This is a genomic window from Saliphagus sp. GCM10025317, assembly GCF_042663665.1.
Classification (GTDB): Archaea; Halobacteriota; Halobacteria; order Halobacteriales; family Natrialbaceae; genus Natronosalvus.
This window is the reverse complement of record NZ_JBHTAQ010000005.1, coordinates 966,464-990,938: the sequence shown is the minus strand read 5'-3', so window position 1 is coordinate 990,938 and position 24,475 is coordinate 966,464. Positions and strand designations below refer to the sequence as shown.

Genomic DNA, 24,475 nt, shown 5'->3' with positions numbered 1-24,475 from the left:
CGAACGAAACGAGGGCCGTTCTAATTCTACGGAGACAGATCAATAGTATAATACGTCGTAGATGACAACCTGGGCGCATGTCTATGCCCGAAGCGCCCGTCGATCAGGACTCCGGTCCGGTCGTCGCCGCGACCGACGTACGTCGGACGTACCATCTGGGCGAACCCGTCCACGCCCTCGACGGCGTCTCCCTCGCGCTCCCCGAGGGGTCGTTCACGGCCGTCATGGGGCCGAGCGGGTCGGGGAAGAGTACGCTGATGAACCTGCTCGGTTGCCTGGACACGCCGGACGAGGGAACCGTCGAAATCGACGGAACGTCCGTCGCGGAGCTCGCCGGAACCGAGCGCGCACGACTTCGAGGCACCGAAATCGGGTTCGTCTTCCAGACGTTCAATCTCATGCCCCGGCTGACCGCTGCCGAGAACGTCACCCTCCCGATGGTGTTTCACGACGCCGTCGACGAGAGCCGGCGAGATTGGGCGCGCTCGCTGCTCGAGCGGGTCGACCTCGGCGATCGACTCGACCACGCGCCAAACGAGTTATCGGGCGGCCAGCGCCAGCGGGTCGCCATCGCCCGCGCGCTCGCGAACGAACCCGCGCTCGTCCTCGCGGACGAGCCGACTGGAAACCTCGACACCGAGACGGGGGCCGAGATCATGGCCCTCTTTCACGCCCTCAACGAGGCCGGCCGGACGATTCTCATGGTGACCCACGAGCGATCGGTCGCTGAACACGCCGACCGGATCGTCCACCTCGTCGACGGCCGAATCGACGAGATCGAGCACCTCGATGGCCAGCCGTCCGGCACCGATGGCGCGGAGGGAGATCGATGAACCTCCGGGAGAGCTTCCGCATCAGTTGGCGGTCGATAGCCGGGCACAAACTTCGCTCGACGCTGACCACCCTCGGCGTCATCATCGGCATCGCCTCGGTCATCACGTTCATGATCCTCGGGGGCGCGTTCACCGACGACATCCTCGGCGACGTCGGCGAGGAGAACGCGCCAATCATGCAGGTCCAGACCCAGACCTCGCCGGAGGCGGGCACCGGCATCATGATCGTCGACTCGCCGATCTACACCGAAACCGACGTCGAGACCATCGAGTCCATGGACGACGTCGCCTACGTCGCGCCGCTCGGGGACCTCTCGGCCGTCCAGTTAACCCGCGGGGACGACCGCGTCACCGGCGGTTTCACGGCCATCGCGACCAGCGGGGAGCGATTCGAGGACGACGACCTGTACACGCTCACCGAGGGCGAGACTTTCACCGGGGGCGACGAGGCCGTCGTCAACACCGGTGCCGCGCAACTGTTCGAGGAGAACGTGACGGTCGGAGATGAGCTCACCGTTGCCCTCGAGGACGGCTCGCGGACCACCGTCACTGTCGTCGGCGTCGTCGATGAGGACCTCACGGGGCAACCCGTTCAGCCCGCAGTCTACCTGCCCCTCGAGTCCCACTACAACGTCACGGTCGAGACGCCCCGCGGAACGATGGAGCGGGCCTATCCGACGCTCGAGGTCCAGGCGAGCGGGCTCGAGACCGTCGACTCCGTCCAGGACGACGTCGTCGAGTACTTCGAGAGCGACTCGGACGCACGAGAACTCAAGAACGACGGCGACCGGATCGAGGTGCAGACGATCCAGGACGCGATCGATCAGGTGACCGGCATCATCGACCAGCTCACGGTCTTCATCGGCGGCATTGCCGCCATCTCGCTGGTCGTCGGCTCGATTGGCATCGCCAACATCATGATCGTCAGCGTGACCGAACGAACCCGCGAGATCGGGATCATGAAGGCTGTCGGTGCCCGAAAACGGGATATCGTCCAGCTGTTCCTCGTCGAGTCGGTGATTCTCGGCGCCGTCGGCGCGGTCTTCGGCGTCGCCCTCGGCGTCGGAGTCGGCTACCTGGCCGTCTCGGTTCTCGGGTGGCCGATGGTGTACCCGCTCGAGTGGATTGCCATCGCGGTCGCAGTCGGCGTTGGCGTCGGCGTGCTGTCCGGGCTCTACCCCGCCTGGCGGGCGGCCAGGGTCGATCCGATCGAGGCGCTCCGCCGCGAATAACCAAGTCACTCGAGCCCGTACCGGTATCCATGTTCGCGGACAGAGCCGACGCCGGGAACCAGGTCGCCACCGAACTCGAACGACGGGGCGTCGAGGCCGACGTCGTCCTCGGCATTCCGCGTGGAGCCCTTCCCATCGCCCGACCGGTAGCCGACGCGCTCGAAGCCGAACTCGACGTCGTCGTCGCGCGAAAGATGGGAGCGCCGTCGAACCCCGAACTCGCCATCGGGGCCGTCGCGAGCGACGGCGCGGTCTGGCTCAACGACTCGCTCGTCGAGCACCTCTCGGTCTCCGAGGACTATCTCGAGGACGTGCGCGAGCAGGAAGCCGAAAACGCGGCGACGAAGGCGGCTCGCTACCGCGACGAGGGCGAGGCAGGAACGCTTCCCGACCTCGAGGGAAAGCGCGTCGTCGTGGTCGACGACGGGGTCGCAACGGGGGCGACGGCCATCGCCTGTCTGCGCCAAGTACGTGAGGCGGGTGCGGCCCACGTCACCCTCGCTGTTCCCGTCGGCTCGCCGGATTCGATTTCCAACCTCGAAGACGAAGCCGACGCGGTCGTCGCACTCCAGACGCCGGCAGGCTTTCGCGCGGTCGGTCAGTTCTACCGCCGGTTCAACCAGGTGAGCGACGAGGAGGCGATGGCGTATCTGGATCGGTAGCGACCCAGCCGTCACTCGAGTCGACGGACGAAAAACGAGATACCGCACGAGAATCGATCGTTTCGAGACCGAGGAGAGCTAATCGCTCGCTCCCGAATACCACGTAAATACGGACAGGTCTTGCGGAAACAGTGAACGGTATCGTCAGCCCTTCTTCCGTACGGAAACGAGGAAGTCCCACAGATGGAACTCCCGCAGCACGGCCACGATCTGCTCGAGTCGACCGCAGCGACGTACCGGGTGCTCGACGTCATCCACGCCGTTCCACCGCACGCCGTCTACGAGGTCAGCGTCGACGGCCGGCGAGCGGTGGTGAAAGTCGATCGCGGCCCCCGCGCGAACGCCGCGGTCGAGGGTCGCGTGCTCCGGCACGTAAGCCGTGAAACCGACGTTCCCGTTCCGACGGTTCTCGCCGTCGGAGCCGGTGGATTCGTGGCCGCCTACCGGGACGACGCTCCCGCGGATCCCCCGGCGACGTGTCGACTCGAGCCCGAGTGGCTTCGGGCCGCCGGCCGAACCCTCGCGCGACTCCGCGAGGCGGCGACGTTCGACCGACCGGGACTCCTGACGGTCGACGGGGACCCGACGGGGCCGGACGCCGATCTCGCAGTCGATTCCCCGGTCGACGCAACGTGGAGCGACGCGCTCGACGACCTGCTCGCGGTGTACGAAGACGCCGTCTCGGGTACGGGGTACGCAACGGTCGTCGACGACGCGCGAGCGTTCCTCGCGCGTCACTCGCTGCGGTTCAACGACGCTGATCGTCGACAGTCGTCGCTGCTCCACGGCTGGTTCACCCCCGAACACGTCTCCGTCCGCGCCGGCGACCCGTCGTGCGTCATCGACTTCGAACACGCCCTCGTCGGCGACGGCGAGTGGGACTACTGGCGAGCCGCGATCCCGCTTTTTCACGGTCCCCGGTGGGAGACGCCCGAGGACGCGGAAGCCGTCTTTCGGGACGGATACGAGTCGGTACGCCCTCTCTCGAGCGGGTTCGAGGCTCGAGCGCCAGCGTACCGCGCCTTCGTCGCCGTCTCGCACCTCGATTCGTTGCACACCCAGCGAGGTATCGACGACGAAACCCACGACATGGCGACGTTTCTCGAGAACGAGATCGAAGCGACGCTCGCGGAACTCGAGCGTGCCTGGGCGTGAACGGACCGTCGACTCCCGAGGGCCCAGTGAATCCACTCCGGCTGTCGAACGGCTAGCGAAACGGCGGTGGGAGTAACGTCATGAAACCAGGTTTATATAGGAAATTATTAGTGTTCCAAATGAATAGTTGAGGGAACGATGGGGAGACAGAATACGTACGAAATAGCGTTACTCGGCTTGATACTTTTTGCTGTGATGGCGGCCTCGGTACTGTGGTCACAGGAGATACTGCTCTGGTTCGGCTACACGGTAGCGGTCTTCCTCGTATACCTCCTGTGGAGATTCGTGCGGGCAATCGAGGAACTGTCCCTCTGATACCGACGGCTCGACGAACGGTCCGTCGTTGGTGCCCGAAAGCCTGGTTTCGATGGGGTCGTCAATTCTACGTGTCGGCCACGACCTCGAGGACGTGTCCTACGGCCCCGTTCTTTAGCTCGACTTCTGGTCCATCCGGGTCGTCGCCGATGACGGTGCCGATCTCGCCGACGATCGGCTCCTGGTCGGTCGACTGGACGTCCTGGTCTCCCTGCACGATCCGGACGGTCATTCCCTGTCTGAGCTCGGTCGCCTGCGGGCGTTCGTTGGACATGCTCGAGGGTCCATCGGTGACGTCAAAAAGCGTGATGCCTGCAGTCGCGCCGAAGGAGAGGAGAGGACGGCGGGGTTCGTAACGGTATCGACGCCAGCCGACGAAACTCCTCGAGACGGTGTCGCTAAGTACCTCCTCGAGCAACACACCCGCATGACCCTCTTTGGAACCGCCGGTATTCGCGGCCCCGTCGCCGACACGGTGACGCCGTCGCTCGCGCTCGCGGTCGGCCAGGCCGCTGGCTCGCCGGGCGAATCCTTCGTCGTCGGTCGGGACGGCCGGGAGACCGGCCCCGCACTGGCTGCCGCGCTCGAGGCCGGCCTCGAGAGCGCCGGATCGAACGTCGAACGCGTCGGCCAGGTGCCGACGCCCGCGCTCGCGTTCGCCTCACAGGGGCGTCGCGGCGTCATGATCACGGCGAGTCACAACCCGCCCGCCGACAACGGGATCAAACTGTTCGTCGACGGCGTCGAGTACGACCGCGAGGCCGAGAAGGCGATCGAATCGGTCGTCGAAACGCCCGACCTCGCCCCGTGGGACGAGTGGGGGAAACCGCGACGCGGCGACGTCCTCGAGGGGTACCGGCGAGCCGTGGTGGACTACGTCCGAGAGCGGTTCCCCGCCGAGGACGACCGCCCGCTCGCGGGTCTGTCGGTCGCCGTCGACTGCGGCAACGGCGTCGGCGCGCTGGCGACCCCGCAGGTGCTCGATATCCTCGGCGCCGACGTGGTGGCGATCAACGCGACCGTCGACGGCCACTTCCCCGCCCGGGAGAGCAAGCCCACCGCGGAGACGCTGACGGACTTTTCGGCGTTCCTGGCCGAGGGCTCGTTCCACCTGGGGCTCGCCCACGACGGGGACGCCGACCGACTCGTCGTCCTGAACGGCGACGGCGAGGTCGTCCACGAGGACACGATCCTGGCGGTCGTCGCCGCCCACTACGCCGAAACGAGCGACGCAGACGACCCGGTCGTCGTCACGACGCCCAACGCCTCCGCCAGAATCGACGAGCGCGTTCGTGAGGCCGGCGGCCGCGTCGAGCGAGTTCGACTGGGCTCGCTCCACGAGGGAATTGCCCGGGTCGAGGCAGCGGCTGCCGGAGACGGTACCGCGGGGGACACCGAAGTCGTCTTCGCCGCCGAACCCTGGAAACACATCCACACCGCCTCCGGCGGCTGGATCGACGGCGTCACAAGCGCGGCCGTCGTCGGCGCGCTCACCCTCGAGGCCGGGTCGCTCGAGGCCCTGCGCGACCCCGTCACCGAACGACCCTACCGCAAGGTCTCGGTCGATTGCCCGGAGTCCGCGAAAGGCCCCGCGATGGCGACCCTCGAGTCGACGCTGCCGGCGGCGTTCGACGAGGCGGCAGTCGACACTGACTACGGGGTCCGCCTCGAGTTTCCCGACGCCTCGTGGCTGCTTGTCCGCCCGAGCGGCACTGAACCCTACGTCCGCCTGTACGCCGAGAGCGACGACGTCGACGCGCTCGTCTCGGACGCGCGTGAGGTAATCGAGTCGGCGGTGGCCGACCACCGGTAACCCGGCCGTGGGGCGTCCGGTACAGGAAAAAGACGCTGGCGACCGAGTCTACAGATCGCAGTACAGCGACAATCCACCACGCACGCACGTGATCCTGATCGGGTCGTCGTAGCTCACTGAGACGTGGTCGGCCGCGCGGACGTACTTCGCTGGGTCGGTCCGACTCACCGAGCGCAACAGTCCGGCGTCCTCGAGTCGGGAGACGGTTCGATAGGTCGTGTTGAGCGGTAGCTCGAGCGCCTCAGCGAACTCGCTGACGATCGTCGGACCGTCCGCGTAGCGATACAGCTCGCGAGCGGTGTCCTCGGAGAGGAGGGAGACGATACGCTCGGGATTGCAGCCACCCTCCCTGTCGCTGATACCGCACGGATGTCCGTCGGATACTACCTGGCTCATACGTAATCGTCACCCTGTGATCACATACCTCCCGCCAGTGGCTCCCACTCGGTGGGAAACGCTGGCAGGCGTTCGTATCCCGACGAAACGCTTTGATACCTCCCCGCCGAATCGTGGGCCACAGCTATGGATTCACTCATCGAGGCCGCCCGCGACGTCCAATCTCGAGCCCACGTTCCCTACTCCAAGTACCCCGTCGGCGCGGCGCTCGAGACGGTCGACGGCGAGGTCTTCGTCGGTTGTAACCTCGAGAACGCGAACTACAGCAACAGCCTCCACGCCGAGGAGGTCGCCATCGCTGAAGCCGTCAAGAACGGCCATCGCGACTTTGCCCGACTCGCCGTCAGTTCGGGTCGTCGCGACGGCGTCACCCCCTGTGGGATGTGCCGCCAGACGCTTGCGGAGTTCGCTGACGACGACCTCGTCGTCTACTGTGACGAGGGCGACGACGACCCGCCCAGTGAGTACACCCTCGGGGAGCTCCTGCCGAACACGATCACCGAAGAGATGCTCGAGTGAGGCGAGTGAGGTGAAAGCGTGGGTCGAGTGAGGGGGAAGCAAGATTGAGAGCGAAAGGAGGGCAAAGAGAGAGAGAGGGTGAGAGCGGGGAGACGAGAGCGAGAGTGGAGGAGATAGAGACGACGAGAGCGAAAACCAACCTCAAACCGTCGTCAACGACCCGACCGGCGCCTCCGTGCGACCCTCAGCACGCTCGATGCCGTCGCTTCCAGCAGCGATGAGCGCGAAGACCCCGGCGACCTCCGCCCCCGCCGTTTCCACGATGTCCAGGAGCAGTTCCTGGGTCTCGCCGGACCGGATCAGGTCGTCGACGACCAGGACGGAGTCGTCCGGGTCGATCGCGGCCGCGGGCAGGTAGTAGGTGAGTTCGATGCCCGACTCGAGGCGTTCGCGAGCCTCGAAGAAGTCCTCGACGGCAGTCTCCTTGCGTTTCTTCGCGTACGCACAGCGGGTTCCGTAGTAGCTGGCGAGCGAGGCGGCCAGCGTGATGCCGTCGGTGGCGGCCGTCAGCACGACGTCGGGGCGCTCGAAGTCGAAGGCGTCGGCCACGACGGGCGCGGCGAGGTCGAGAAACGGCTGGTCGAAGACGGCCCCGGAGTTGTCGACGTACCCTTCCGAGTCGACCTGGATGCGGGCCTCGAGTTCGGCCGCCAGCGCCTCGCGACCGACCTCCTCGACCACCTCGCGGGCGCGTTCGGTACCGGGGAGTACGTGTCCGTTGACGTAACGGTTGAGGTCGCCCGCCGGCAGGCCGGTCGCTTCGGCGAGTTCGTCGTACGTCCGGGTTTCCTTGAGCATTCGCAACACGTCGACCGCTCGCAGCTGGAGCGCGGCTTTTTCGGCTCGGTTCATGCGTGTAAGCACGATTCCACAAGTATGTATATTTCGATCGGTATGTTCGCGAGAGACCACCACATGCGTGGGTAAATCGGCCTCGAGGGCGCGATCCGGCTACCGGTGATACCGGGCCACCAGCCGCCGCGCGAGGCGGGCCTGGGCTCGCTGGAGCAGGCGCGACGCCGTGCTCGAGGCACAGCCCAGTTCCCTGGCGACGGCCGCGATGCCGGCCTCGCGGGGCACCTCGAAGTAACCGACGTCGACGCCCGCGGCGACGGCCTCGAGCTGGCGGTCGGTGAGCGCGTCCGCGATGGGGGCGTAGCGACGGTCATACTCGCCGATCGAGCGAACGGTGACGTCGATGGACTCGGGTAGACCCTCGAGCATCGCCTGCAAGTTCTCGCCCGTGCCGACGACGGTCATTCCGAAATCCGCAGATTCGTCGTAGGTGATCGGCGGGACCACGACGAGGTCGAGCGCGGCGAACGCCTCGCGCCAGCGGACGTCCTCCTCGCGCGTCTCCTGGCAGACGTAGAGGTAAAACGAGTCGTCGTCGATCGGCGTCAGATCGCACCACCGGATCGATTCCGTGGACTCGAGCGCCTCCTCGTAGGGCTCGCGGTCGGCCTCGACGTAGAAGAGTTCGTACTCGAGGCCGTCCTGGCGAGCGTCGACGTTCCAGGCCTGGAGTTCCTCGTAGCGAACGGCGTCGCCGTCCCTGATGAATCGCTGCATCGGGTGGAGCATCCAGTCGGGCTGGGAGAGTGCCACGGAGAGTGTCTTCACGGCTGGTTCGTCTCGAGCGGCCAGATAGGTATAAATACACTAGTCAATTCGTGATAACGCCGATCGAACCCGCGGCGCAACCGACGACCATGGTCGATTGGATTCCGCTCGACGCACCGGAACGACTCGCGTTCGTCGTCGCCGCGAGCGCGTTGTCGCTCAATTTCGTCGGTGTGCTCGCGACGATCGCCGGTCGCGCCGACTACTGGCCGCCCGGCGAGCGCGACTGGCGGTTTTACGCCCAGTGGACGCTCGCGCAGACGTTTTCCGTATTTCTGCTCGCGGTAGCCGTCCTCGATTGGAACAGCCTGGGCCTCCCGCGAACGCCGACGCTCGTCGCCGGCCTCGTGCTCTTCGTCCCCAGCTTCGTCGCCGCACTCGCCGCAGGACGCGATCTGGGAAGCGAGGAGACCGTTGGCCTGACGGGCGAGTTGCGAACCGGCGGCTGGTACCGCTACTCGAGGAACCCGCAGTACGTCGCCTACCTCGTCGCTACGGTCGGATTCGCGCTGCTGGCGAACTCCGCGCTCGTGTCGGCGCTCTGCGCCCTGTACGTCTGCTGGTGGCTCCTCCTGCCGCTGGCCGAGGAGCCGTGGCTCCGCGAGCAGTACGGCGAGGCCTACGAGCGGTACGCCGCCTCGACGCCACGCTTCGTCGGCGTTCGAACGTTTCGGCGGCTCTCGAGCGACCGAAGCAACTCGGATTCAGTGACCTGATCAAATTCGGCGACCTGATCGGACTCGAGGCGCATCGAGACCCGAGAAGATGCGGGGCGACCCGTCGGAGACCTACTCCGCGAGAAAGTCCGGCGCCGACCGTTTCTCGTCGCGCTCGGCCTCGAGGTGCGCCCGGAATTCGTCGATTTCGACGTCGTACTCCTGGTCCTCGAAGCGGTCACGGACCGAGATGTTCCCAGCTTCTTCCTCGTTGTCACCGACGATGATCTGGTAGGGGACGCGGTCGTCGTGAGCCGCACGGATCTTGCGCTCGAGGGTGCTGTCCCGGTGGTCGACCTCCGTGCGGAAGTCGCCGAACTCGTTGGCGACGCGGTGGGCGTAGCCGAGGTTGTCGTCGGAGATGGGCAGGACGCGCACCTGCTCGGGAGCGAGCCAGAACGGGAAGTTCCCTTCGTAGTGCTCGATGAGCATCATGAAGAAGCGCTCGTAACTGCCGTAGAGCGCCCGGTGGATCATGACCGGCTCGTGGGCCTCGTTGTCCTCGCCGACGTAGTCGAGGTCGAAGCGATCGGGCATGTTGAAGTCCAGTTGGACCGTCGGGCCGTCCCAGTGGCGACCGATGGCGTCCTCAAAGGCGTAGTCGATCTTCGGGCCGTAGAACGCGCCGTCGCCGGCCTCGAGGTCGTAGTCCACGTTTCGTTTCTCGAGGACGGACTCGAGTTGGGCCTCCGCTTTATCCCAGATCTCGTCGCTCCCCACGCTCTTCTCTGGGCGCGTCGCGAGCGCGACCTCGTACTCGAGGTCGAACGTCGAGAGTACCTCGTCGATGACGTCCATGATTTGCTCGACCTCGCGCTCGATCTGATCGGGGCGGACGAACAGGTGGCCGTCGTCGATCGTGAACGCCCAGACTCGCGAGAGGCCGGAGAGTTCGCCGCGCTGTTCTTTCCGATACACTTTGCCGTTCTCGGCGTACCGGATCGGCAGGTCGCGGTAACTCCAGGAGTGGTCCTGGAAGATGGCGGCGTGGCCAGGACAGTTCATCGGCTTCAGGCCGAACTCGTCGTCGCCCACGTCGAAGATGAACATGTCGTCCTCGTAGTTCTCGTAGTGGCCGGACTTGTGCCAGAGGTCCGTCTTGAACACGTGGGGCGTCTCGACGTAGTCGTAGCCCGCGTCTTCGTTCAGGTCCTCGACGAAGCCCTCGAGTTCCCGCAGGATCGTCTTCCCCGGCGGGTGATAGAGGGGAAGCCCGGGACCCGTCACGTCCTGGATCGAGAACAGGTCCATCTCGTTGCCGATTTTGCGGTGATCGCGCTCTTTGGCCTCCTCACGGCGCTCGAGGTAGTCCTCTAGATCGGACTCGTCCTCGAAGGCCGTCCCGTAGATCCGGGTCTGCATCGGGTTCTCCTCGTTGCCGCGCCAGTAGGCGCCCGCGATCTCGAGCAGTTTGACGACGCCGATCTCGCCCGTCGACTCGAGGTGCGGGCCGGCACAGAGGTCCTCCCACTCGCCCTGGCTGTAGAAGGTAACCTGTTCGCCCTCTTCGGCCAATTCGTCGAGCAACTCGAGTTTGTACGATTCGTCGGCCAGTCGGTCCTCGGCCTCCGCGACCGAGACTTCCTCGCGCTCGATGTCGTAGTCGGCCTCGATGATGTCCTCGATCTCGGCCTCGAGTGCCGAGAAGTCGCTCTCGTCGACCTCGAGGTCGTCGAAGTCGTAGTAGAAGCCCTCCTCCGTTGGCGGGCCGATGGCGAGTTTCACGTCGTCGAAGTGGCGCTCGACAGCCTGGGCCAGACAGTGGGCCGCGGAGTGACGGAGGACGTCGAGGTACTCGTCGGACTGGTCAGTGACAATCTCGAGTCGCGCCTCGTCGTAGACGGGGGCCTCCTTGGCGACGAGTTCGCCGTCGAGTTTGCCGGCGACCGTGTCGCGGCCGAGGCCAGGCCCGATCTCGTAGGCGCAGTCCTCGACGGTGGCGTCGGGGGAGACCTCGAGTTCGGAGCCGTCGGGGAGGACGACGCTGATCGGTGACTGTGCGGATTCGGATTCGGATTCTGAGTTTGCCATGGTGGATCTGTATGTGGGTGTCGCTATCGAGTGGATGCGTTCGGACGGTGTCTTCGGGGAAACGGTACGCGGATTCGCATCGTCGCGTCCGTACTCGTACCGCTGGGCGTCGTGTGCGCCGCTCGCTGGGACGTTCGTGTCGACACAACGAGCGGTAGGTGGGAATTAGAAACGGGCGGACGGCCCTGTAAAGTAGACACCTACCATCGTACCTCTGGATATCGCCGAGTGGAATAAAAACGTTTTGATGGTGTGTGGATCGCTCGAGCGGTTCCGACGCGAACGCTGCCACTGGTTGTTATCGGCAGGGTCGGCAGGGATTGGGACCGAGGCGCCCATCGAAAGACATCGTGCGCGGGGGTCGACCTCCACTGCGAGACCAATACTATATCTTTTGGAGTTTGAGATTTCGACGGCGGAGCGAGTCTCGGACGACTCGAGCCGAGAGTCTAACGATTCGCCTGCCTCTCGTTCGACCGCCCGCTCTCGAGCCCTTCCCCAACCCGGAGGACTTTACTCGTCGGAACACGCTCGAGCCAGTATGACCGAGGCGACGGGGATCGTCGGCGAGTTTCTCTCTCTGAAAGCCGACACCGACGCGGACGTGCTGGCGATGCAGTGTGGCGACTTCTACGAGTTCTTCGGCGACGACGCCGAACTCGTCGGCGAGGAACTCGAGCTCAAGGTGACCTCCAAATCATCCCAGGGCCAGTCGTACCCGATGGCGGGCGTCCCGCTGGCCGACCTCACCCCGTACCTCAAGGCGCTCGTCGAGCGCGGTTACCGCGTCGCCGTCGCCGACCAGTACGAGACTGACGACGGCCACGCCCGCGAAATCGTTCGCGTGGTGACGCCGGGGACGTTCGTGGAGACGAGTGACGCCGACGCGCAGTACCTCGCGGCGGTGGTCGCGGACCAGGGCTCGGACTCGAGTTCCAGCGCCGAAAGCCGAACCGCGTACGGCCTCGCCTTCGCAGACGTCACGACGGGCCGATTCCTCGTCGCCGGTGCCGAGGACGTCGACGAGGCGATGACCGAACTCTATCGCTTCGCCCCCGTCGAGGTCCTGCCCGGCCCCGACGTGCGGACCGACGACGACTTCCTCGCACAGCTCCGCGACCGACTCGAGGCCCGCCTCACCCTCCACGAGACGGAGGCGTTCGCCCCGAAACGGGCGGCCCACCGGGTGCGCGACCACTTCGGGGCCGAGACCGTCGACCGACTCGACCTCCCCGAATCCGCGCTCGCCGCTGCGGGCGCCATCCTCGCCTACGTCGAAGAGACCGGCGCGGGCGTGCTCGCGTCGATGACCCGCCTCCAGACCCACCGCGGGGACGACCACGTCACCCTCGACGTGACCACCCAGCGCAACCTCGAGCTGACCGAGACCATGCACGGGGACCGCGACGGCTCCCTGTTCTCGACTATCGACCACACGAAGACCAGTGCCGGGGGGCGGTTGCTCAAGGAGTGGCTCCAGCGCCCCCGACGCTCGCTCGAGGTGCTCGAGGAGCGACAGGCGAGCGTCGGCGCCCTCGCCACCGCCGCGCTCGCCCGCGACGAACTCCAGGACGTGCTCGGGGGGGCCTACGACCTCGAGCGCCTGGCCTCGCGGGCGACTCACGGGAGCGCAGACGCGCGGGACCTGCTCGCGGTGCGGGACACCCTCGCGCTGGTTCCCCGGGTGGTCGAAGTCGTCGAGTCGACGCCCGACCTGGCCGACTCGCCGCTGTCGACCGTCGTGAATCGAGTCGATCGCGAACGGGCCGCCGACCTCCGCGAGACGCTGGCGGACGCGCTGGCCGAGGACCCGCCGTCGACGGTGCGCCAGGGCGAGTTGTTGAAGAAGGGCTACGACGACGACCTCGACGATCTTATCGAGCGCTACGACGAACTCGAGCAGTGGCTCGACACGCTGGCCGACCGCGAGAAGCGCCAGCACGGGCTCAGCCACGTCACCGTCGACCGGAACAAGACCGACGGCTACTACATTCAGGTCGGGCGGTCGGCGGCCGACGGCGTGCCCGACCACTACGAGGAGATCAAACAGCTCAAGAACTCCAAACGGTTCACGACCGACGAACTCGAGGACAAAGAACGCGAAATCCTCAGGATCGAGGAACAGCGCGGCGACCTCGAGTACGAGCTGTTCCAGCAGCTTCGCCAAGACGTCGCGGAGCGAGCAGCCCTCCTCCAGGACGTCGGACGCACGCTCGCGACGGTCGACGCGCTCTCGAGCCTGGCGAGTCACGCCGCCGAGAACGGCTGGGTTCGTCCCGTGCTCCACCGGGGGCAGGACCTCGAGATCACCCAGGGTCGCCACCCCGTCGTCGAGCAGACGACCGAGTTCGTTCCGAACGACGTCGCGATGGACTCCGACCGCGGCTTTCTGGTGGTGACCGGCCCCAACATGTCCGGGAAGTCGACGTACATGCGCCAGGTCGCCTGCATCGTCCTATTGGCTCAGATCGGCAGTTTCGTCCCTGCCCGAGAGGCCGAGATCGGTCTGGTCGACGGCATCTTCACCCGTGTCGGCGCCCTCGACGAGTTAGCCCAGGGGCGCTCGACGTTCATGGTCGAGATGAGCGAACTCTCGAACATCCTGCACGCCGCAACCGATGAGTCGCTCGTCATCCTGGACGAAGTGGGGCGGGGAACCGCCACCTACGACGGCATCTCCATCGCTTGGGCGGCCACCGAGTACCTCCACAACGAGATTCGGGCGAAGACGCTCTTCGCGACCCACTACCACGAACTGACCGGGCTGGCCGACCACCTGCCCCGCGTGGCGAACGTCCACGTCGCGGCCGACGAGCGCGACGGCGACGTGACTTTCCTGCGAACCGTTCGCGACGGCCCGACCGATCGCTCCTACGGGATTCACGTCGCGGACCTCGCGGGCGTTCCCGCTCCCGTCGTCGACCGCGCCCGCGACGTCCTCGAGCGCCTGCGCGAGGAGAAGGCCATCGAAGCGAAGGGCGGGGGCTCGAGCGAGCCCGTTCAGACGGTGTTCGACGTCTCGAGCGGGAGTTTTCGGGGACCGGCGAACGCTGACGGCGGCGACCCGGAGCCGACCGCAGACGCGGAGCCAGCAACCGACCCCGACGCCGCGGCCGTCCTCGAGGACCTCGAATCGCTCGACGTGAACAGTACGCCACCCGTCGAGCTGATGGCAACGGTCCAGGAGTGGAAACGACGGCTCGAGAACGAGGAGTGAGCACGGGCCGACACGAGGGTAGTACGCCTCGTGTGTTCGGCCGGTTCAGTAGTCTCAGGTGACGGTCCGATACGACTCGAGCCCTCGATCGCTCTAGCACGTCTCGACGTTCGAAACGTCGATACGAACGCCACCGGCCGACGATTCAACGACTCGTCGCTCCCACTCGTGCAGGTCGGCAATTCGGTCGACGATCGACAGACCGTACCCGGTCCCCTCCGTTGACGTCGAGTACCCCGACTCGAAAACACTCTCTCGTTCACCGTCAGGGATCCCACGGCCGTCGTCCGCGACGTAGAACCCGTTCTCGAGCCCGCCAACCGTCACGGTAACCGCATCGCCGCCGTGCTCGACCGCGTTACGGAAGAGGTTTTCGAGGAGCTGTCGAAGCTGCTGTCGGTTCGCGCGTACCGCAGGCGCCGAGTCGGCGTCGAGTATCGCGGCCTCTGTCCGCACCGTAGCCCAGCAGGCCTCGGCGAGATCGGTCAGGTCGACTGCTTCGAGATCAACGGCCGCGCCGCCCTCGTGAGCGAGTGTGAGTAAATCGTCGACCAGGGCGTTCATGCGCTCGAGTGCAGCGTCCAGATCGGCCAGGTGGTCGCTCTCACAGTCCGCCCCGAGCAACTCGAGTCGCCCCTGGGCTACCTGTAACGGGTTGCGGAGGTCGTGTGAGACGACGCTGGCGAACCGGTCCAATCGTTCGTTCTGCCGGAGCAGTTCGCGCTCTCTGATCTTCTGATCCGAGATGTCCCGATCCATCGCGACGAATCGGTCTTTTCCATCCAGATCCAGTCGGATCAAGTGGACTTCGACGGGAAACGTCGTCCCGTCTCGGCGCTGGAGTTCCGCCTCGAACCGACGGGGGTCGTTCGTCGGCAATCCCGACCAGAAGGCCCGGGCCTGATCGGGTTCGACAGTCGTGTCGATCTCCCAGACTGGCAGGCCGACGAGGTCGGCCGCCGCGTATCCCAGCGCTTCGGCGAATCGGTCGTTCACGTCACGGATCCTGCCTTCGGCGTCGTGGACCGCGATCATGTCTGGTGAGTTCTCGAACAGCGCTTCGAGTCGCGCCCGACTCGAGCGAAGCTGGTCTTCGCGGCGTTTCTGTGCCGTAATGTTTCGAACAAATCCGACGATTCGATCGGGTTCGCCGGTCGAATCGAGGATGGGTTTGCTGTCGGCTCGAACCCAGCGTCGTTCACCGTCGACCACAACCCGGTACTCGATCGTTTCGGAACGCCCCTCGGAGACGGTCTGCATCACCTCCCGAACGCGATCTCGGTCGTCGGGGTGAATCCGCTCGAGAAATCGTTTCGGGTCGGCCTCCAGCGCCTCGATCGAGTCCCCCCAGAGGTCCTCGTAGGCGGAATTGACGAAGAGGAGGTCGGTCCAGTCTGCGGAAAACATGTAGAGGACGTCGTCGGCTTTCGCCGCGATTTGTGTGAGTTTCGTCTGAGATTCCCTGGTCGCTCGCTTCGCGCGAGATTGTTCGACGGCGTTTCGAATGCGGTTCGCCAGCACGGCGTACTGACTCGTTCCGCGCTCTTTTTGCAGGTAGTCCGTGACACCGGCGGAAATGGCGTCGCTGGCGATCTCCTCGCTCCCCTTCCCCGTGTAGAGGATGAAGGGAAGCTCCGGGTGGTCGCGTCGGAGCCGCTCGAGGAATTCGATTCCGTTCGTGTGGGGCATGTCGTAGTCGGAGACCACGCAATCGATTCGCGACTCCGCGAGCAACTGGAGTCCGTCCGGTGGGTTCGACGCGGAAACGACGTCGAGCTGCGGGTCGGTTCGTTCCAGAAACGTCGACGCTAGATCGGCAAAGTGCGGGTCGTCGTCGACGTGAAGAACCGAAATCAGCTCTGACGAATCGTTCATAGCAGAAGACACAAACTACGAGGATATAGGTGCAAGGGCCGAACGAGTGGAGCGAGCGGCGAGTCAACTCGGCTCGAGGTGTGGGCCGGACGACCGGATCCGGGCCCGATCAGAGGTCCGTTCCGTCGAATCGGTAGTAACCGATCGCCAGCGGAACGACTACCCAGAACGCGAGCACGGCGAACCCGACCGTCGGCGTCGCGTAGGCCACATCGAAGCCGGCGGCCTGGGTCTGGGCGTTGGCCTCGTCGGCGACCCCCGGTAGCAGTGCGACGAGCGCCGAGAAGTACGCCGCAGAGGGCGGTATCTGAGTCGCGATGAACATCCAGTCGGGCATCTGCTGGGGGAGCGAGAAGCCGTTCGCGACGTAGACGAGCGCGAGCGGCACCACGTCCCAGGCCAGTTCGAACACGACGAAGAAGCCGAGCGCGAGCGTCGTCGCCCGCGACGTCGACGACGTGGTCGCCGAGAGGCCGACGACGATCGCCGCGTAGACGCCGGCGAAGACCACCGCGGCGAGCACGAACGTCACCAGCGGGACGAGCTCGACCGTTCCGAGCAACACGGAGCCGAATCCGAGGCCGATGAGCAATCCAACGCCGAGCGTGGCCGCGATTACGGCGGCCCGGCCGATCACCTTGCCGAGGAACACGTCTCGCCGGGTGACCGGAAGCGCGAGCAGGAGTTTGATACTGCCCAGTTCGCGCTCCCCGGCGACGGACTTGTAACAGACGACGATCGCCGCCAGCGCGACGAACAGGCTGGAGATCCCCGCCAGGAAGAACACCAGTCCGCCGAACGAAACGTCGCCGGCCGCCCCGAACGCCTCGGGGAGTTCGACGTAGGCGTACGTCGTGAGCAACGAGAACAGCACGAACGCGGCGAGCAGGGCCCACAGCGCCCGCGACTGCACGGCGTCCTGGAAGTCCTTCCTTGCGACGGCAGCCCACCTCGTGTTCATGCTCGCACCTCCTGATCTTCGGTCGTGTACCGCACGAACAGATCCTCGAGCGAGGATTCGTCGACGGAGAAGTCTCCGACGTCTGCGCCGGCGTCGTCGAGCGTGTTCAACACGTCGAACTTCGACCCGCCGGACAGAACCACCCGGAGTCGCCCCTCCTTGAGCGCGACGTCGGTGACACCCTCGAGCCCAGCGACAGTCTCGAGAAGCGCGTCGTCGACGTTCGAGACCGAAATCGACAGGGTCGTCGACGTCTCGGTCGCGTCGCGCAACCCCTCCACAGTGTCGACTGCGACCAGTCGGCCGCGGTTGATGATAGCGACGCGGTCGCAGATCGCTTCAACCTGCTCCATGATGTGACTCGAGAAGAAGATCGTCGTCCCGCGTTCGTTCTCCCGGCGAATGATCTCGCGCATCTCCCTGGCACCGTTGGGGTCGAGGCCGGTGGAGGGTTCGTCGAGGATCAACAGATCGGGATCACCGACGAGCGCCATGGCGAGCACGAGTCGCTGGCGCATTCCCTTCGAGTAGCCGCCTGCCTTGCGGTCGGCCGCCTCGGCGAGCCCCACGCGCTCGAGCAAGGCGTCGACGTCCTCGTCGACCGCCTTCAACTCGACGACGAACTCGAGGTGCCGGCGGCCCGTTAGGCGGTCGTAGACGTGGTAGCCGTCGGGCAAGACGCCGGTCCGCTGGCGGACGGCGAGGCTCTCCTTCTGCGCGTCGTAACCGAGTACCGTTGCGGTGCCGTCGGTTGGTCGCGTGAAGTCGAGCAGGATGTCGATTGTCGTCGACTTGCCGGCTCCGTTCGGGCCCAGGAAGCCGAAGATTTCGCCCTCCTCGACCGTCAGGTCGAAGTCGTCGACGGCCAGGACGTCGCCGAAGCGTTTCGTCAGTCCGTCGAGTTCGATTGCGGCCACGCTAGCGCCCTCCGCCGAAGGGTAGTCGCCGGTCGCGATCGTGTGTAATAGCGCTCATCACGTACGCCTTCGCTCGAGACGTGAAAAGTATTGTTATAGTTCTTACATATTGACAACGATGCTACTCAAATACGTTTGAGCAAGCGTGACGCAGGTTTCACCAACGTTGTGGTGCATTTTCGATCCTCGTGTTCGAATCAATTTTTACTTATTTGTTCGATTCCGGACTAATCTCCGGGGTATCCGCAACCGGGGTAACCTCGAGGTCGTCGCCCATCTCGAGGACGAGCGTCTCGTCACCACACGAGAGTTCGAATCGGGCCTCGAGTGGCGACGCCGATCGGACATCGGTCGTCCAGTTCTTGGACGTGAAGTGTCCGAACAGTTCCCAGAGTGGCGTCTCGAGAATCGAGATGCCGTGTCGGTGGAGGAACGCTGCGGTTGCGGGGTGGAGCGCGACGAACACCTCTATCGGCAGGTGGATCATCGTGCGACACTCGCGACAGGTGTGGTCGACCGTGTGCACGACCAGACCGACGCGCTCGTGGGAGTCGACGGAGGCGTCGACAACGCCGTTACACTCTGGGCAGACGCCACCGTCGACCGCGACGGCCGTACTCCAGATGCCGCAGCCGAAACTCTCGGCGATTTCGGACGGCGATCGGTGTGCCGCCTGACTGCGCGGAAAGGCATCGGCCAGGAGCATCGAGTCACACGCCGTACACCGGACGACGAACCGCTCCTCGAGTGAGTCCGCGACGAGCGCGGCTTCTCGACAGAACGGGCACACGCCGTCGACGTCGACGGCCTCGAACGTCAACGTCGCCTCGTACAGGCCCGACCGAACGGCGCGAACGATCTTATCGCCGGCGTACGTGAGTTGGTACCCACCGTCCATTTCGGCGACGAATCGGCCGACGAGGTGCTTGAGGTGGTAGGAGAACTGGGACGTGCTGTCAACGTCGACCGCGTCGTACAGGTCGGTAAACGACATGACGTGCCCGTTCTCCTGCACCTCCCACTCGCGGTCGGCCAGCGCGAACAGGATCTCGAGGCGGCGGTCGTTCGCGAGTGCGTCAATGGCGTCACTGACCGCCGGATCGATATGACCCTCGTCGTCGGTCGAATGCATGGCGATATCGTTGGTGGTCACCACCTATACAAGCATTCGTACGGAACGTGAACGATAGCGGTCACTGACAGTTCGAGGCAACCCGTTCGCGGGTGAAAACAGGTCGTGAGTGATTGATCCTGGTCGACAGTGGGTTAGAGGAACGTGATCACTTCGCGCAGATAGTTGAGGACGATACCGATGATCGCAAGGTAGCCGACGATCCCGAGGACGTTGACGATCAACCCGTTCGTGTACGGGCCCATAAACTCCTCGTCGTTCGCGATGCCGAGAATCAGGAAGCCGAGGATCGGGAACGCGATCACGGCAACCGCCTGCGCTATCCGAAGGAGTTGGATTGGGTCTTCCTGGTACACGATCACGACGGCGAGGCCGAAGAGAACGGCAAGAGTCGCCCACGTCTTGACGGGTCGGCCGTCCATCGTCGGATCCTGACCGAACCCGTCGGCGAGAAGCGTCGCTCCGAGGATCGCGTTGACGACCAGCGAGGAGAGCGCGGCGAAGAAGAAGCCGAGCGTAAAGAGGTAGAACGCGCCCGAACCGGCGACGGGCTCGAGCTGGGAGGCCATGCCGACGGCATCGAAGACTGGATCGGTCTCGCCGTGAATAACGCTCGCGCTCGTCAGCATAATGACCGTCACGATGAGCCCGAGGACGGCGATACCGAGAATGCTATCCGACCCCTTCTCGGCGAGCTGGTCCGGGCCCCACTCTTTCTCCCGGACGAGATACGTCTGGTAGGCCGCGGCAGCAATCGAGAACGTCGTTGCCGCCATTCCGAGCGCGAGGAAGAGCGCGTCGACGTTCGGGACCGACGGGATCAGACCGCCGGCAGCCGCGGGAACGTCGAACCCGACGATGGCGAGCGTCCCGACGAACGCGACGAGCATGATCCCGACGACGAGTTTGATGAGGAGTTCGATCTTGTCGTACAGGTTCGGCAACCAGATGAAACCGATCGCCGCGAGGGAGAACACGGCGGCCCAGAGCCTGACGTCGTAGCCGACTAACGCGTTCGTCGCGAATCCGATGCCCGCGTTGTTCCCGGCTTGAAACGCGAGAATAGCGAGGAAGCCGAAGACACCGCCAACCGTCGCGAGGCCATTCCCGTACTTCTCTCGGGCGGTCTCGAGGAGCGTTTCCCCGGTGGCGAGGCCAATCCGTGCGGCCATCCACGTGTACGTGATCATGAAGATCGTCGCGATTATCGGCACCCACAGTAGCTGGTAGCCGTAGAGGCTCCCGGCGATCGTACTCAGCGCGATACTGCCCGGTCCGACGACGACGGCCGCCAGGATGAGCGCGGGACCGATGGCCGTGATCCGATTCCAGAGGGATCGACTCGATGCTGTTTCTGTGTTGGTTGCAACCATACCGCAAAGCTACGTTCAGGAAATAAATAGATACTGGCGATTCGAACAGACATCACCGAGAACAATTCCGGAAGGAACGCCGAAAAGCGTTGAATTATCGCTCACACAGGACCATCGTTCGACGCACCTGCGAGGGTCACGAACCCAGTCGAATTCCCGTCGATACCCTTTTGCGTCCGCTCAGAAACAACCATACATGACTTTCCAGCAGGCACTCGAGGGCGTCACGTGCCCGATTGTGACGCCGTTCGACGAATCGGGATCGGTCGACGAAGAATCGCTGGGGTCGCTCGTCGACGCGCTCCTCGAGGGCGGCATCGACGGGCTCTTTCCCTGCGGGACGACCGGCGAGTTCGCGAGCCTCTCGCCCAACGAACGGCGTCGAGTCGTCGAGGTCACGGTGGAGCGAGCCGACGGCGAGGTGCCGGTGCTCGCCGGCGCCGCCGCGACCAGCGTCCCGGAGACGGTTGAGTACGCCGAAGCGGCCGCCGAGGTCGGCGCCGACGTCGCGGTGGTCGTTCCGCCGTACTTCCACGCGGCGAACGACCCCGCTGGTGACCGCCGATTCTTCGAGGCGGTGGCCGACCGGTCGCCACTCCCGCTCGTCCTCTACAACATCCCGTCGTGTACGGGCCAGCCCATCGCCCTCGAGACGCTCGAGGCAGTCGCCAGTCACGCAAACGTCGTCGGCCTGAAGGACTCGAGCGGCGACTTCGAGTACTTCCTGGCGGCGATGCGCCGGACGCCCGAAGAATTTCTGTGTCTGCAGGGATTCGACACGTTGCTCGTCCCTTCTCTCCGAATGGGCGCCGACGGCGGCGTGAACGCGCTCTCGAACGTCGCGCCGGAGGCGTACGCCGAGGTGCTCGAGACCGCCGAAACCGAGCGCGGAGAGGCGCTCCAGGCGTCGATCTCTGGGCTGTTCGAGGCGTGCGGAACCTACGGATTCGCTCCCGCGACCAAAGCCGCCCTCGACCACCGTGGGTGGCTCCCCTCCGGCGCGGTTCGTCCGCCGCTCGTCACCGTTCCTGAGGCGGGCCGAGAGGCGATCACCGACCGTACCGACGCGCTGCTCGAGGGTTGATCCATGACCGACGACACAATCGACACCCCATCTGACGATCCAACCGACGACTCGGACGACGCAGACGACCGAGTACCGGACGATCGATCGACTGACGGTCAGCCGACCATCCACCAACTCGACGAGCACACCGTCGCCCGGATCGCCGCCGGAGAGGTCGTCGAACGGCCCGCCAGCGCGGTCAAGGAACTGGTCGAGAACGCCCTCGACGCCGACGCCACCCGCATCGAGGTGACGATCGAGAAAGGCGGCACCGAGTCCATCCGGGTCAGCGACGACGGCCGCGGGATGACCGAGACGGACGTCCGCCGGGCGGTTCGCCAGCACACGACGAGCAAGATCACGGGCCTCGAGGACCTCGAGAGCGGCGTCGAGAGCCTGGGCTTTCGAGGGGAGGCGCTCCACACCATCGGTTCGGTGTCGAAGCTGACGATTCGGACCCGTCCTCGAGCCGACGGAACCGCCGACGAATCCCCGACGGGAACCGAACTCGTCTACGAGGGCGGCGACGTCGTCGCCGTCGAGCCGACCGGCTGCCCGGAGGGAACCACCGTCGTCGTCGAGGACCTCTTCTACAACACCCCCGCCCGACGGAAGTTCCTCAAGACCACCGCAACAGAGTTCGCCCACGTCAACCAGATCGTCACCCGCTACGCCCTCGCCAACCCGGACGTGGCGCTCTCGCTCACCCACGACGGGCGCGAGGTGTTCGCCACGACGGGCCAGGACGACCTGCAGGCCGCCATCCTCGCGGTCTACGGCCGGGAGGTCGCCCGATCGATGATCGACGTCGAGGCCGAAGCCGAGGAGCTCCCGGTCGGCCCGCTCGAGACGGTCTCGGGAACCGTCTCCCACCCGGAGACGAACCGGGCCAGCCGGGATTACCTCGCGACCTACGTCAACGGTCGGGCGGTCACCTCCGAGGCCATCCGCGAGGGGGTCATGGACGCCTACGGCGGCCAGCTCGGCGGGGACCGCTACCCCTTCGTCGTGCTCTTCCTCGAGGTCCCCGGCGACGCCGTCGACGTGAACGTCCACCCACGCAAGCGCGAGGTTCGGTTCGACGACGACGACGCCGTCCGCCGGGCGGTCGAGTCGGCCGTGGAGGACGCGCTGCTCGAGCACGGGTTACTCCGCTCGCGAGCGCCGAGAGGGCGCTCGGCGCCCGACGAGGCGACAGTCGGACCCGACGAGTACGAGGACGGAACGCTCGCGGGGACGGCTAACGAAACCGAGGCAGGCGAGTCGAGCGGTTCGGAGCCGTCGAACTCCTCGGTCTCGAGCGATGCCGTCGGCTCGCGTTCGGTCGACCGCCGGGACAACTCGAGCGAGGCATCCGCAACCCAGGCAGACGGCTCCAAGGCACCAGAGGCACCCGAAACTGGGCAGTCGTCGGACGGGTCACGAACGAACGCCTCGAGTCGGCCAGAAACGTCGCCGTCGACTCCTTCGTCCGACCTGGAGGCGAGCCGTTCCGATCCCTCGAGGGCATCCGAACAGACGAATCGAACGTCGGATACGTCGGACGCGACGGACGCAACGGAGACGACAGACGCAAGAGACCGATCCCGACACGCCGCCTCGAGCGACCCGTCGCGCTCGATCACCCCGTCGACCGACCAGCGGACGCTAGCGGGCGGGACGGCCACCGACGCGCTCGAGTACGACTCCTTGCCCTCCCTGCGGGTACTCGGCCAGCTGAAGGACACCTACGTCGTCTGTGAGACGCCCGAGGGACTCGTCCTGATCGACCAGCACGCCGCCGACGAGCGCGTCAACTACGAGCGCCTCCAGCGAGCGTTCGCCGACGATCCGACGGCCCAGGCGCTCGCCTCGCCCGTCGAACTCGAGCTCACTGCTGTCGAGGCCGAGGTCTTCGAGCACTACCGGGACGCGCTCGTGCGCCTGGGCTTTTCCGCCGACCGCGTCGACGACCGCACAGTCGCCGTTACGACGGTCCCCGCCGTCCTCGAGAAGACCCTCGAGCCGGCCCAGCTCCGGGACATCCTTGCCTCGTTCCTCGACGGCGACCGCGAGGCGGGCGCCGAGACGGTCGACGCGCTGGCCGACGACTTCCTCGCCGACCTGGCCTGCTATCCGTCGATCACCGGCAACACCTCGCTCTCTGAGGGATCCGTCCTGGACCTGCTCGAGGCGCTCGACGACTGCGAGAACCCCTACGCCTGTCCCCACGGACGCCCCGTCCTCGTGCAGTTCGAGTACGGCGACCTCGAGGACCGATTCGAGCGGGATTATCCAGGTCACGCCTGATTCGGTCCGACAAAGAGCGTCTTCTGTCTCACTATATAATTTATAGTATAAACCGACGGTAGCCGGCGGACCAATCACGAGCGAAGAGAGTCACTCGAGGTCGCGAAAACGACTATGCCATTATCTATCATAGCTCGAGTATGGCGATGCAATCCCCCTCCGGTCGACACTCGCGCTGCCTGAACTGCGGCTTCGAAGCGCCCGGCGGTGACGACGCGTGGGTTCGCCTGGAGGTGCCCGGCCTCGGGCGGATGACCCAGTGTCCGGAGTGCGAGAGCACGAACGTGATGACGGGGCGCTAGTGCGCGTCACCTGTCGCACCGTCGCAGACAGACTCTTGAGTCCGACGC

General features: G+C 65.5%; 22 protein-coding genes. 12 read left to right on the top strand and 10 right to left on the bottom strand.

Annotated elements, in window-relative coordinates; all coding sequences use genetic code 11:
- The first annotated feature begins 77 nt into the window (after positions 1–77).
- From ACFQS4_RS06930 to ACFQS4_RS06910, 5 genes are all read left to right on the top strand, one after another.
- Entirely contained in the window at positions 78–833 is a 756-nt protein-coding gene (locus ACFQS4_RS06930) for an ABC transporter ATP-binding protein (protein ID WP_497902913.1), read from the top strand.
- Positions 830–2,065, top strand: a complete 1,236-nt coding sequence (locus ACFQS4_RS06925) for an ABC transporter permease (RefSeq protein ID WP_497902912.1) — start codon at positions 830–832, stop codon at positions 2,063–2,065. Before ACFQS4_RS06930 ends, ACFQS4_RS06925 begins: the two co-directional genes overlap by 4 nt.
- A 29-nt stretch (positions 2,066–2,094) precedes the next feature.
- Positions 2,095–2,727: a phosphoribosyltransferase gene (locus tag ACFQS4_RS06920; RefSeq protein ID WP_497902911.1), complete on the top strand. Its 633-nt coding sequence runs from the start codon at positions 2,095–2,097 to the stop codon at positions 2,725–2,727.
- Between the two features lie 183 nt (positions 2,728–2,910).
- Positions 2,911–3,882, top strand: coding sequence for a phosphotransferase enzyme family protein (locus ACFQS4_RS06915; protein WP_497902910.1), 972 nt, complete (start codon positions 2,911–2,913; stop codon positions 3,880–3,882).
- Positions 3,883–4,020: 138 nt separating this feature from the next.
- Complete coding sequence (locus tag ACFQS4_RS06910; protein WP_497902909.1) at positions 4,021–4,197, top strand: DUF8066 domain-containing protein; 177 nt, start codon at positions 4,021–4,023, stop codon at positions 4,195–4,197.
- 67 nt (positions 4,198–4,264) lie between these two features.
- Here ACFQS4_RS06910 and ACFQS4_RS06905 read toward each other — a convergent pair whose 3' ends face one another.
- Positions 4,265–4,471, bottom strand: coding sequence for a DUF2196 domain-containing protein (locus tag ACFQS4_RS06905; protein WP_497902908.1), 207 nt, complete (start codon positions 4,469–4,471; stop codon positions 4,265–4,267).
- A gap of 153 nt (positions 4,472–4,624) precedes the next feature.
- On the opposite strand from ACFQS4_RS06905, the gene ACFQS4_RS06900 reads away from it, so the two are divergent.
- Positions 4,625–6,010 (top strand): phosphohexomutase domain-containing protein, encoded by a 1,386-nt coding sequence (locus ACFQS4_RS06900; protein ID WP_497902907.1) that lies wholly within the window; start codon positions 4,625–4,627, stop codon positions 6,008–6,010.
- A gap of 48 nt (positions 6,011–6,058) precedes the next feature.
- On the opposite strand, the gene ACFQS4_RS06895 is transcribed toward ACFQS4_RS06900, so the two are convergent.
- Entirely contained in the window at positions 6,059–6,406 is a 348-nt protein-coding gene (locus ACFQS4_RS06895) for a winged helix-turn-helix domain-containing protein (RefSeq protein WP_497902906.1), read from the bottom strand.
- A gap of 126 nt (positions 6,407–6,532) precedes the next feature.
- Between ACFQS4_RS06895 and cdd the strand changes: the two genes are divergently transcribed.
- On the top strand, positions 6,533–6,925 hold the full coding sequence (gene cdd / locus ACFQS4_RS06890; protein ID WP_497902905.1) for a cytidine deaminase: 393 nt from the start codon (positions 6,533–6,535) through the stop codon (positions 6,923–6,925).
- Positions 6,926–7,066: 141 nt separating this feature from the next.
- Here cdd and ACFQS4_RS06885 read toward each other — a convergent pair whose 3' ends face one another.
- Positions 7,067–7,777: a phosphoribosyltransferase family protein gene (locus ACFQS4_RS06885; protein ID WP_254159958.1), complete on the bottom strand. Its 711-nt coding sequence runs from the start codon at positions 7,775–7,777 to the stop codon at positions 7,067–7,069.
- Between the two features lie 99 nt (positions 7,778–7,876).
- Entirely contained in the window at positions 7,877–8,548 is a 672-nt protein-coding gene (locus tag ACFQS4_RS06880) for a helix-turn-helix domain-containing protein (protein WP_497902904.1), read from the bottom strand.
- An 89-nt stretch (positions 8,549–8,637) separates the two neighbouring features.
- Between ACFQS4_RS06880 and ACFQS4_RS06875 the strand changes: the two genes are divergently transcribed.
- On the top strand, positions 8,638–9,264 hold the full coding sequence (locus ACFQS4_RS06875; RefSeq protein ID WP_497902903.1) for a methyltransferase family protein: 627 nt from the start codon (positions 8,638–8,640) through the stop codon (positions 9,262–9,264).
- Between the two features lie 72 nt (positions 9,265–9,336).
- Here the strand turns inward: ACFQS4_RS06875 and thrS are convergent, their stop codons facing one another.
- The gene (gene thrS, locus ACFQS4_RS06870) at positions 9,337–11,295 is read right to left on the bottom strand and encodes a threonine--tRNA ligase (RefSeq protein ID WP_497902902.1); all 1,959 of its coding nucleotides are present in this window, start codon (positions 11,293–11,295) and stop codon (positions 9,337–9,339) included.
- Between the two features lie 541 nt (positions 11,296–11,836).
- On the opposite strand from thrS, the gene mutS reads away from it, so the two are divergent.
- On the top strand, positions 11,837–14,512 hold the full coding sequence (gene mutS, locus ACFQS4_RS06865; protein WP_497902901.1) for a DNA mismatch repair protein MutS: 2,676 nt from the start codon (positions 11,837–11,839) through the stop codon (positions 14,510–14,512).
- A 93-nt stretch (positions 14,513–14,605) separates the two neighbouring features.
- On the opposite strand, the gene ACFQS4_RS06860 is transcribed toward mutS, so the two are convergent.
- The 5 genes from ACFQS4_RS06860 to ACFQS4_RS06840 all read right to left on the bottom strand — a co-directional run bounded on the left by ACFQS4_RS06860 (position 14,606) and on the right by ACFQS4_RS06840 (position 20,770).
- Entirely contained in the window at positions 14,606–16,387 is a 1,782-nt protein-coding gene (locus ACFQS4_RS06860) for a PAS domain S-box protein (protein ID WP_497902900.1), read from the bottom strand.
- 109 nt (positions 16,388–16,496) lie between these two features.
- Positions 16,497–17,348 (bottom strand): ABC transporter permease subunit, encoded by an 852-nt coding sequence (locus ACFQS4_RS06855; RefSeq protein ID WP_497902899.1) that lies wholly within the window; start codon positions 17,346–17,348, stop codon positions 16,497–16,499.
- Positions 17,345–18,265, bottom strand: coding sequence for an ABC transporter ATP-binding protein (locus ACFQS4_RS06850; protein ID WP_497902898.1), 921 nt, complete (start codon positions 18,263–18,265; stop codon positions 17,345–17,347). The genes ACFQS4_RS06855 and ACFQS4_RS06850 overlap by 4 nt, the downstream gene beginning before the upstream one ends.
- 208 nt (positions 18,266–18,473) lie before the next feature.
- The gene (locus ACFQS4_RS06845) at positions 18,474–19,418 is read right to left on the bottom strand and encodes an ArsR/SmtB family transcription factor (protein WP_497902897.1); all 945 of its coding nucleotides are present in this window, start codon (positions 19,416–19,418) and stop codon (positions 18,474–18,476) included.
- A 113-nt stretch (positions 19,419–19,531) separates the two neighbouring features.
- The gene (locus tag ACFQS4_RS06840; RefSeq protein ID WP_497902896.1) at positions 19,532–20,770 is read right to left on the bottom strand and encodes an Nramp family divalent metal transporter; all 1,239 of its coding nucleotides are present in this window, start codon (positions 20,768–20,770) and stop codon (positions 19,532–19,534) included.
- Positions 20,771–20,966: 196 nt separating this feature from the next.
- On the opposite strand from ACFQS4_RS06840, the gene ACFQS4_RS06835 reads away from it, so the two are divergent.
- The 3 genes from ACFQS4_RS06835 (at position 20,967) to ACFQS4_RS06825 (ending at position 24,427) form a co-directional block, all read left to right on the top strand.
- Positions 20,967–21,854: a dihydrodipicolinate synthase family protein gene (locus tag ACFQS4_RS06835; protein WP_497902895.1), complete on the top strand. Its 888-nt coding sequence runs from the start codon at positions 20,967–20,969 to the stop codon at positions 21,852–21,854.
- A 3-nt stretch (positions 21,855–21,857) separates the two neighbouring features.
- Positions 21,858–24,125, top strand: a complete 2,268-nt coding sequence (mutL, locus tag ACFQS4_RS06830) for a DNA mismatch repair endonuclease MutL (RefSeq protein WP_497902894.1) — start codon at positions 21,858–21,860, stop codon at positions 24,123–24,125.
- A gap of 140 nt (positions 24,126–24,265) precedes the next feature.
- Positions 24,266–24,427: a hypothetical protein gene (locus ACFQS4_RS06825; protein WP_253433483.1), complete on the top strand. Its 162-nt coding sequence runs from the start codon at positions 24,266–24,268 to the stop codon at positions 24,425–24,427.
- The last annotated feature ends 48 nt before the right edge of the window (positions 24,428–24,475 follow it).

Coding starts and splice junctions, on each gene's coding strand:
- ACFQS4_RS06930 (WP_497902913.1), top strand. CDS start 78: ATGTCTATGCCCGAAGCGCCCGTCGATCAGGACTCCGGTCCGGTCGTC.
- ACFQS4_RS06925 (WP_497902912.1), top strand. CDS start 830: ATGAACCTCCGGGAGAGCTTCCGCATCAGTTGGCGGTCGATAGCCGGG.
- ACFQS4_RS06920 (WP_497902911.1), top strand. CDS start 2,095: ATGTTCGCGGACAGAGCCGACGCCGGGAACCAGGTCGCCACCGAACTC.
- ACFQS4_RS06915 (WP_497902910.1), top strand. CDS start 2,911: ATGGAACTCCCGCAGCACGGCCACGATCTGCTCGAGTCGACCGCAGCG.
- ACFQS4_RS06910 (WP_497902909.1), top strand. CDS start 4,021: ATGGGGAGACAGAATACGTACGAAATAGCGTTACTCGGCTTGATACTT.
- ACFQS4_RS06905 (WP_497902908.1), bottom strand. CDS start 4,471: ATGTCCAACGAACGCCCGCAGGCGACCGAGCTCAGACAGGGAATGACC.
- ACFQS4_RS06900 (WP_497902907.1), top strand. CDS start 4,625: ATGACCCTCTTTGGAACCGCCGGTATTCGCGGCCCCGTCGCCGACACG.
- ACFQS4_RS06895 (WP_497902906.1), bottom strand. CDS start 6,406: ATGAGCCAGGTAGTATCCGACGGACATCCGTGCGGTATCAGCGACAGG.
- cdd (WP_497902905.1), top strand. CDS start 6,533: ATGGATTCACTCATCGAGGCCGCCCGCGACGTCCAATCTCGAGCCCAC.
- ACFQS4_RS06885 (WP_254159958.1), bottom strand. CDS start 7,777: ATGAACCGAGCCGAAAAAGCCGCGCTCCAGCTGCGAGCGGTCGACGTG.
- ACFQS4_RS06875 (WP_497902903.1), top strand. CDS start 8,638: ATGGTCGATTGGATTCCGCTCGACGCACCGGAACGACTCGCGTTCGTC.
- thrS (WP_497902902.1), bottom strand. CDS start 11,295: ATGGCAAACTCAGAATCCGAATCCGAATCCGCACAGTCACCGATCAGC.
- mutS (WP_497902901.1), top strand. CDS start 11,837: ATGACCGAGGCGACGGGGATCGTCGGCGAGTTTCTCTCTCTGAAAGCC.
- ACFQS4_RS06860 (WP_497902900.1), bottom strand. CDS start 16,387: ATGAACGATTCGTCAGAGCTGATTTCGGTTCTTCACGTCGACGACGAC.
- ACFQS4_RS06855 (WP_497902899.1), bottom strand. CDS start 17,348: ATGAACACGAGGTGGGCTGCCGTCGCAAGGAAGGACTTCCAGGACGCC.
- ACFQS4_RS06840 (WP_497902896.1), bottom strand. CDS start 20,770: ATGGTTGCAACCAACACAGAAACAGCATCGAGTCGATCCCTCTGGAAT.
- ACFQS4_RS06835 (WP_497902895.1), top strand. CDS start 20,967: ATGACTTTCCAGCAGGCACTCGAGGGCGTCACGTGCCCGATTGTGACG.
- mutL (WP_497902894.1), top strand. CDS start 21,858: ATGACCGACGACACAATCGACACCCCATCTGACGATCCAACCGACGAC.
- ACFQS4_RS06825 (WP_253433483.1), top strand. CDS start 24,266: ATGGCGATGCAATCCCCCTCCGGTCGACACTCGCGCTGCCTGAACTGC.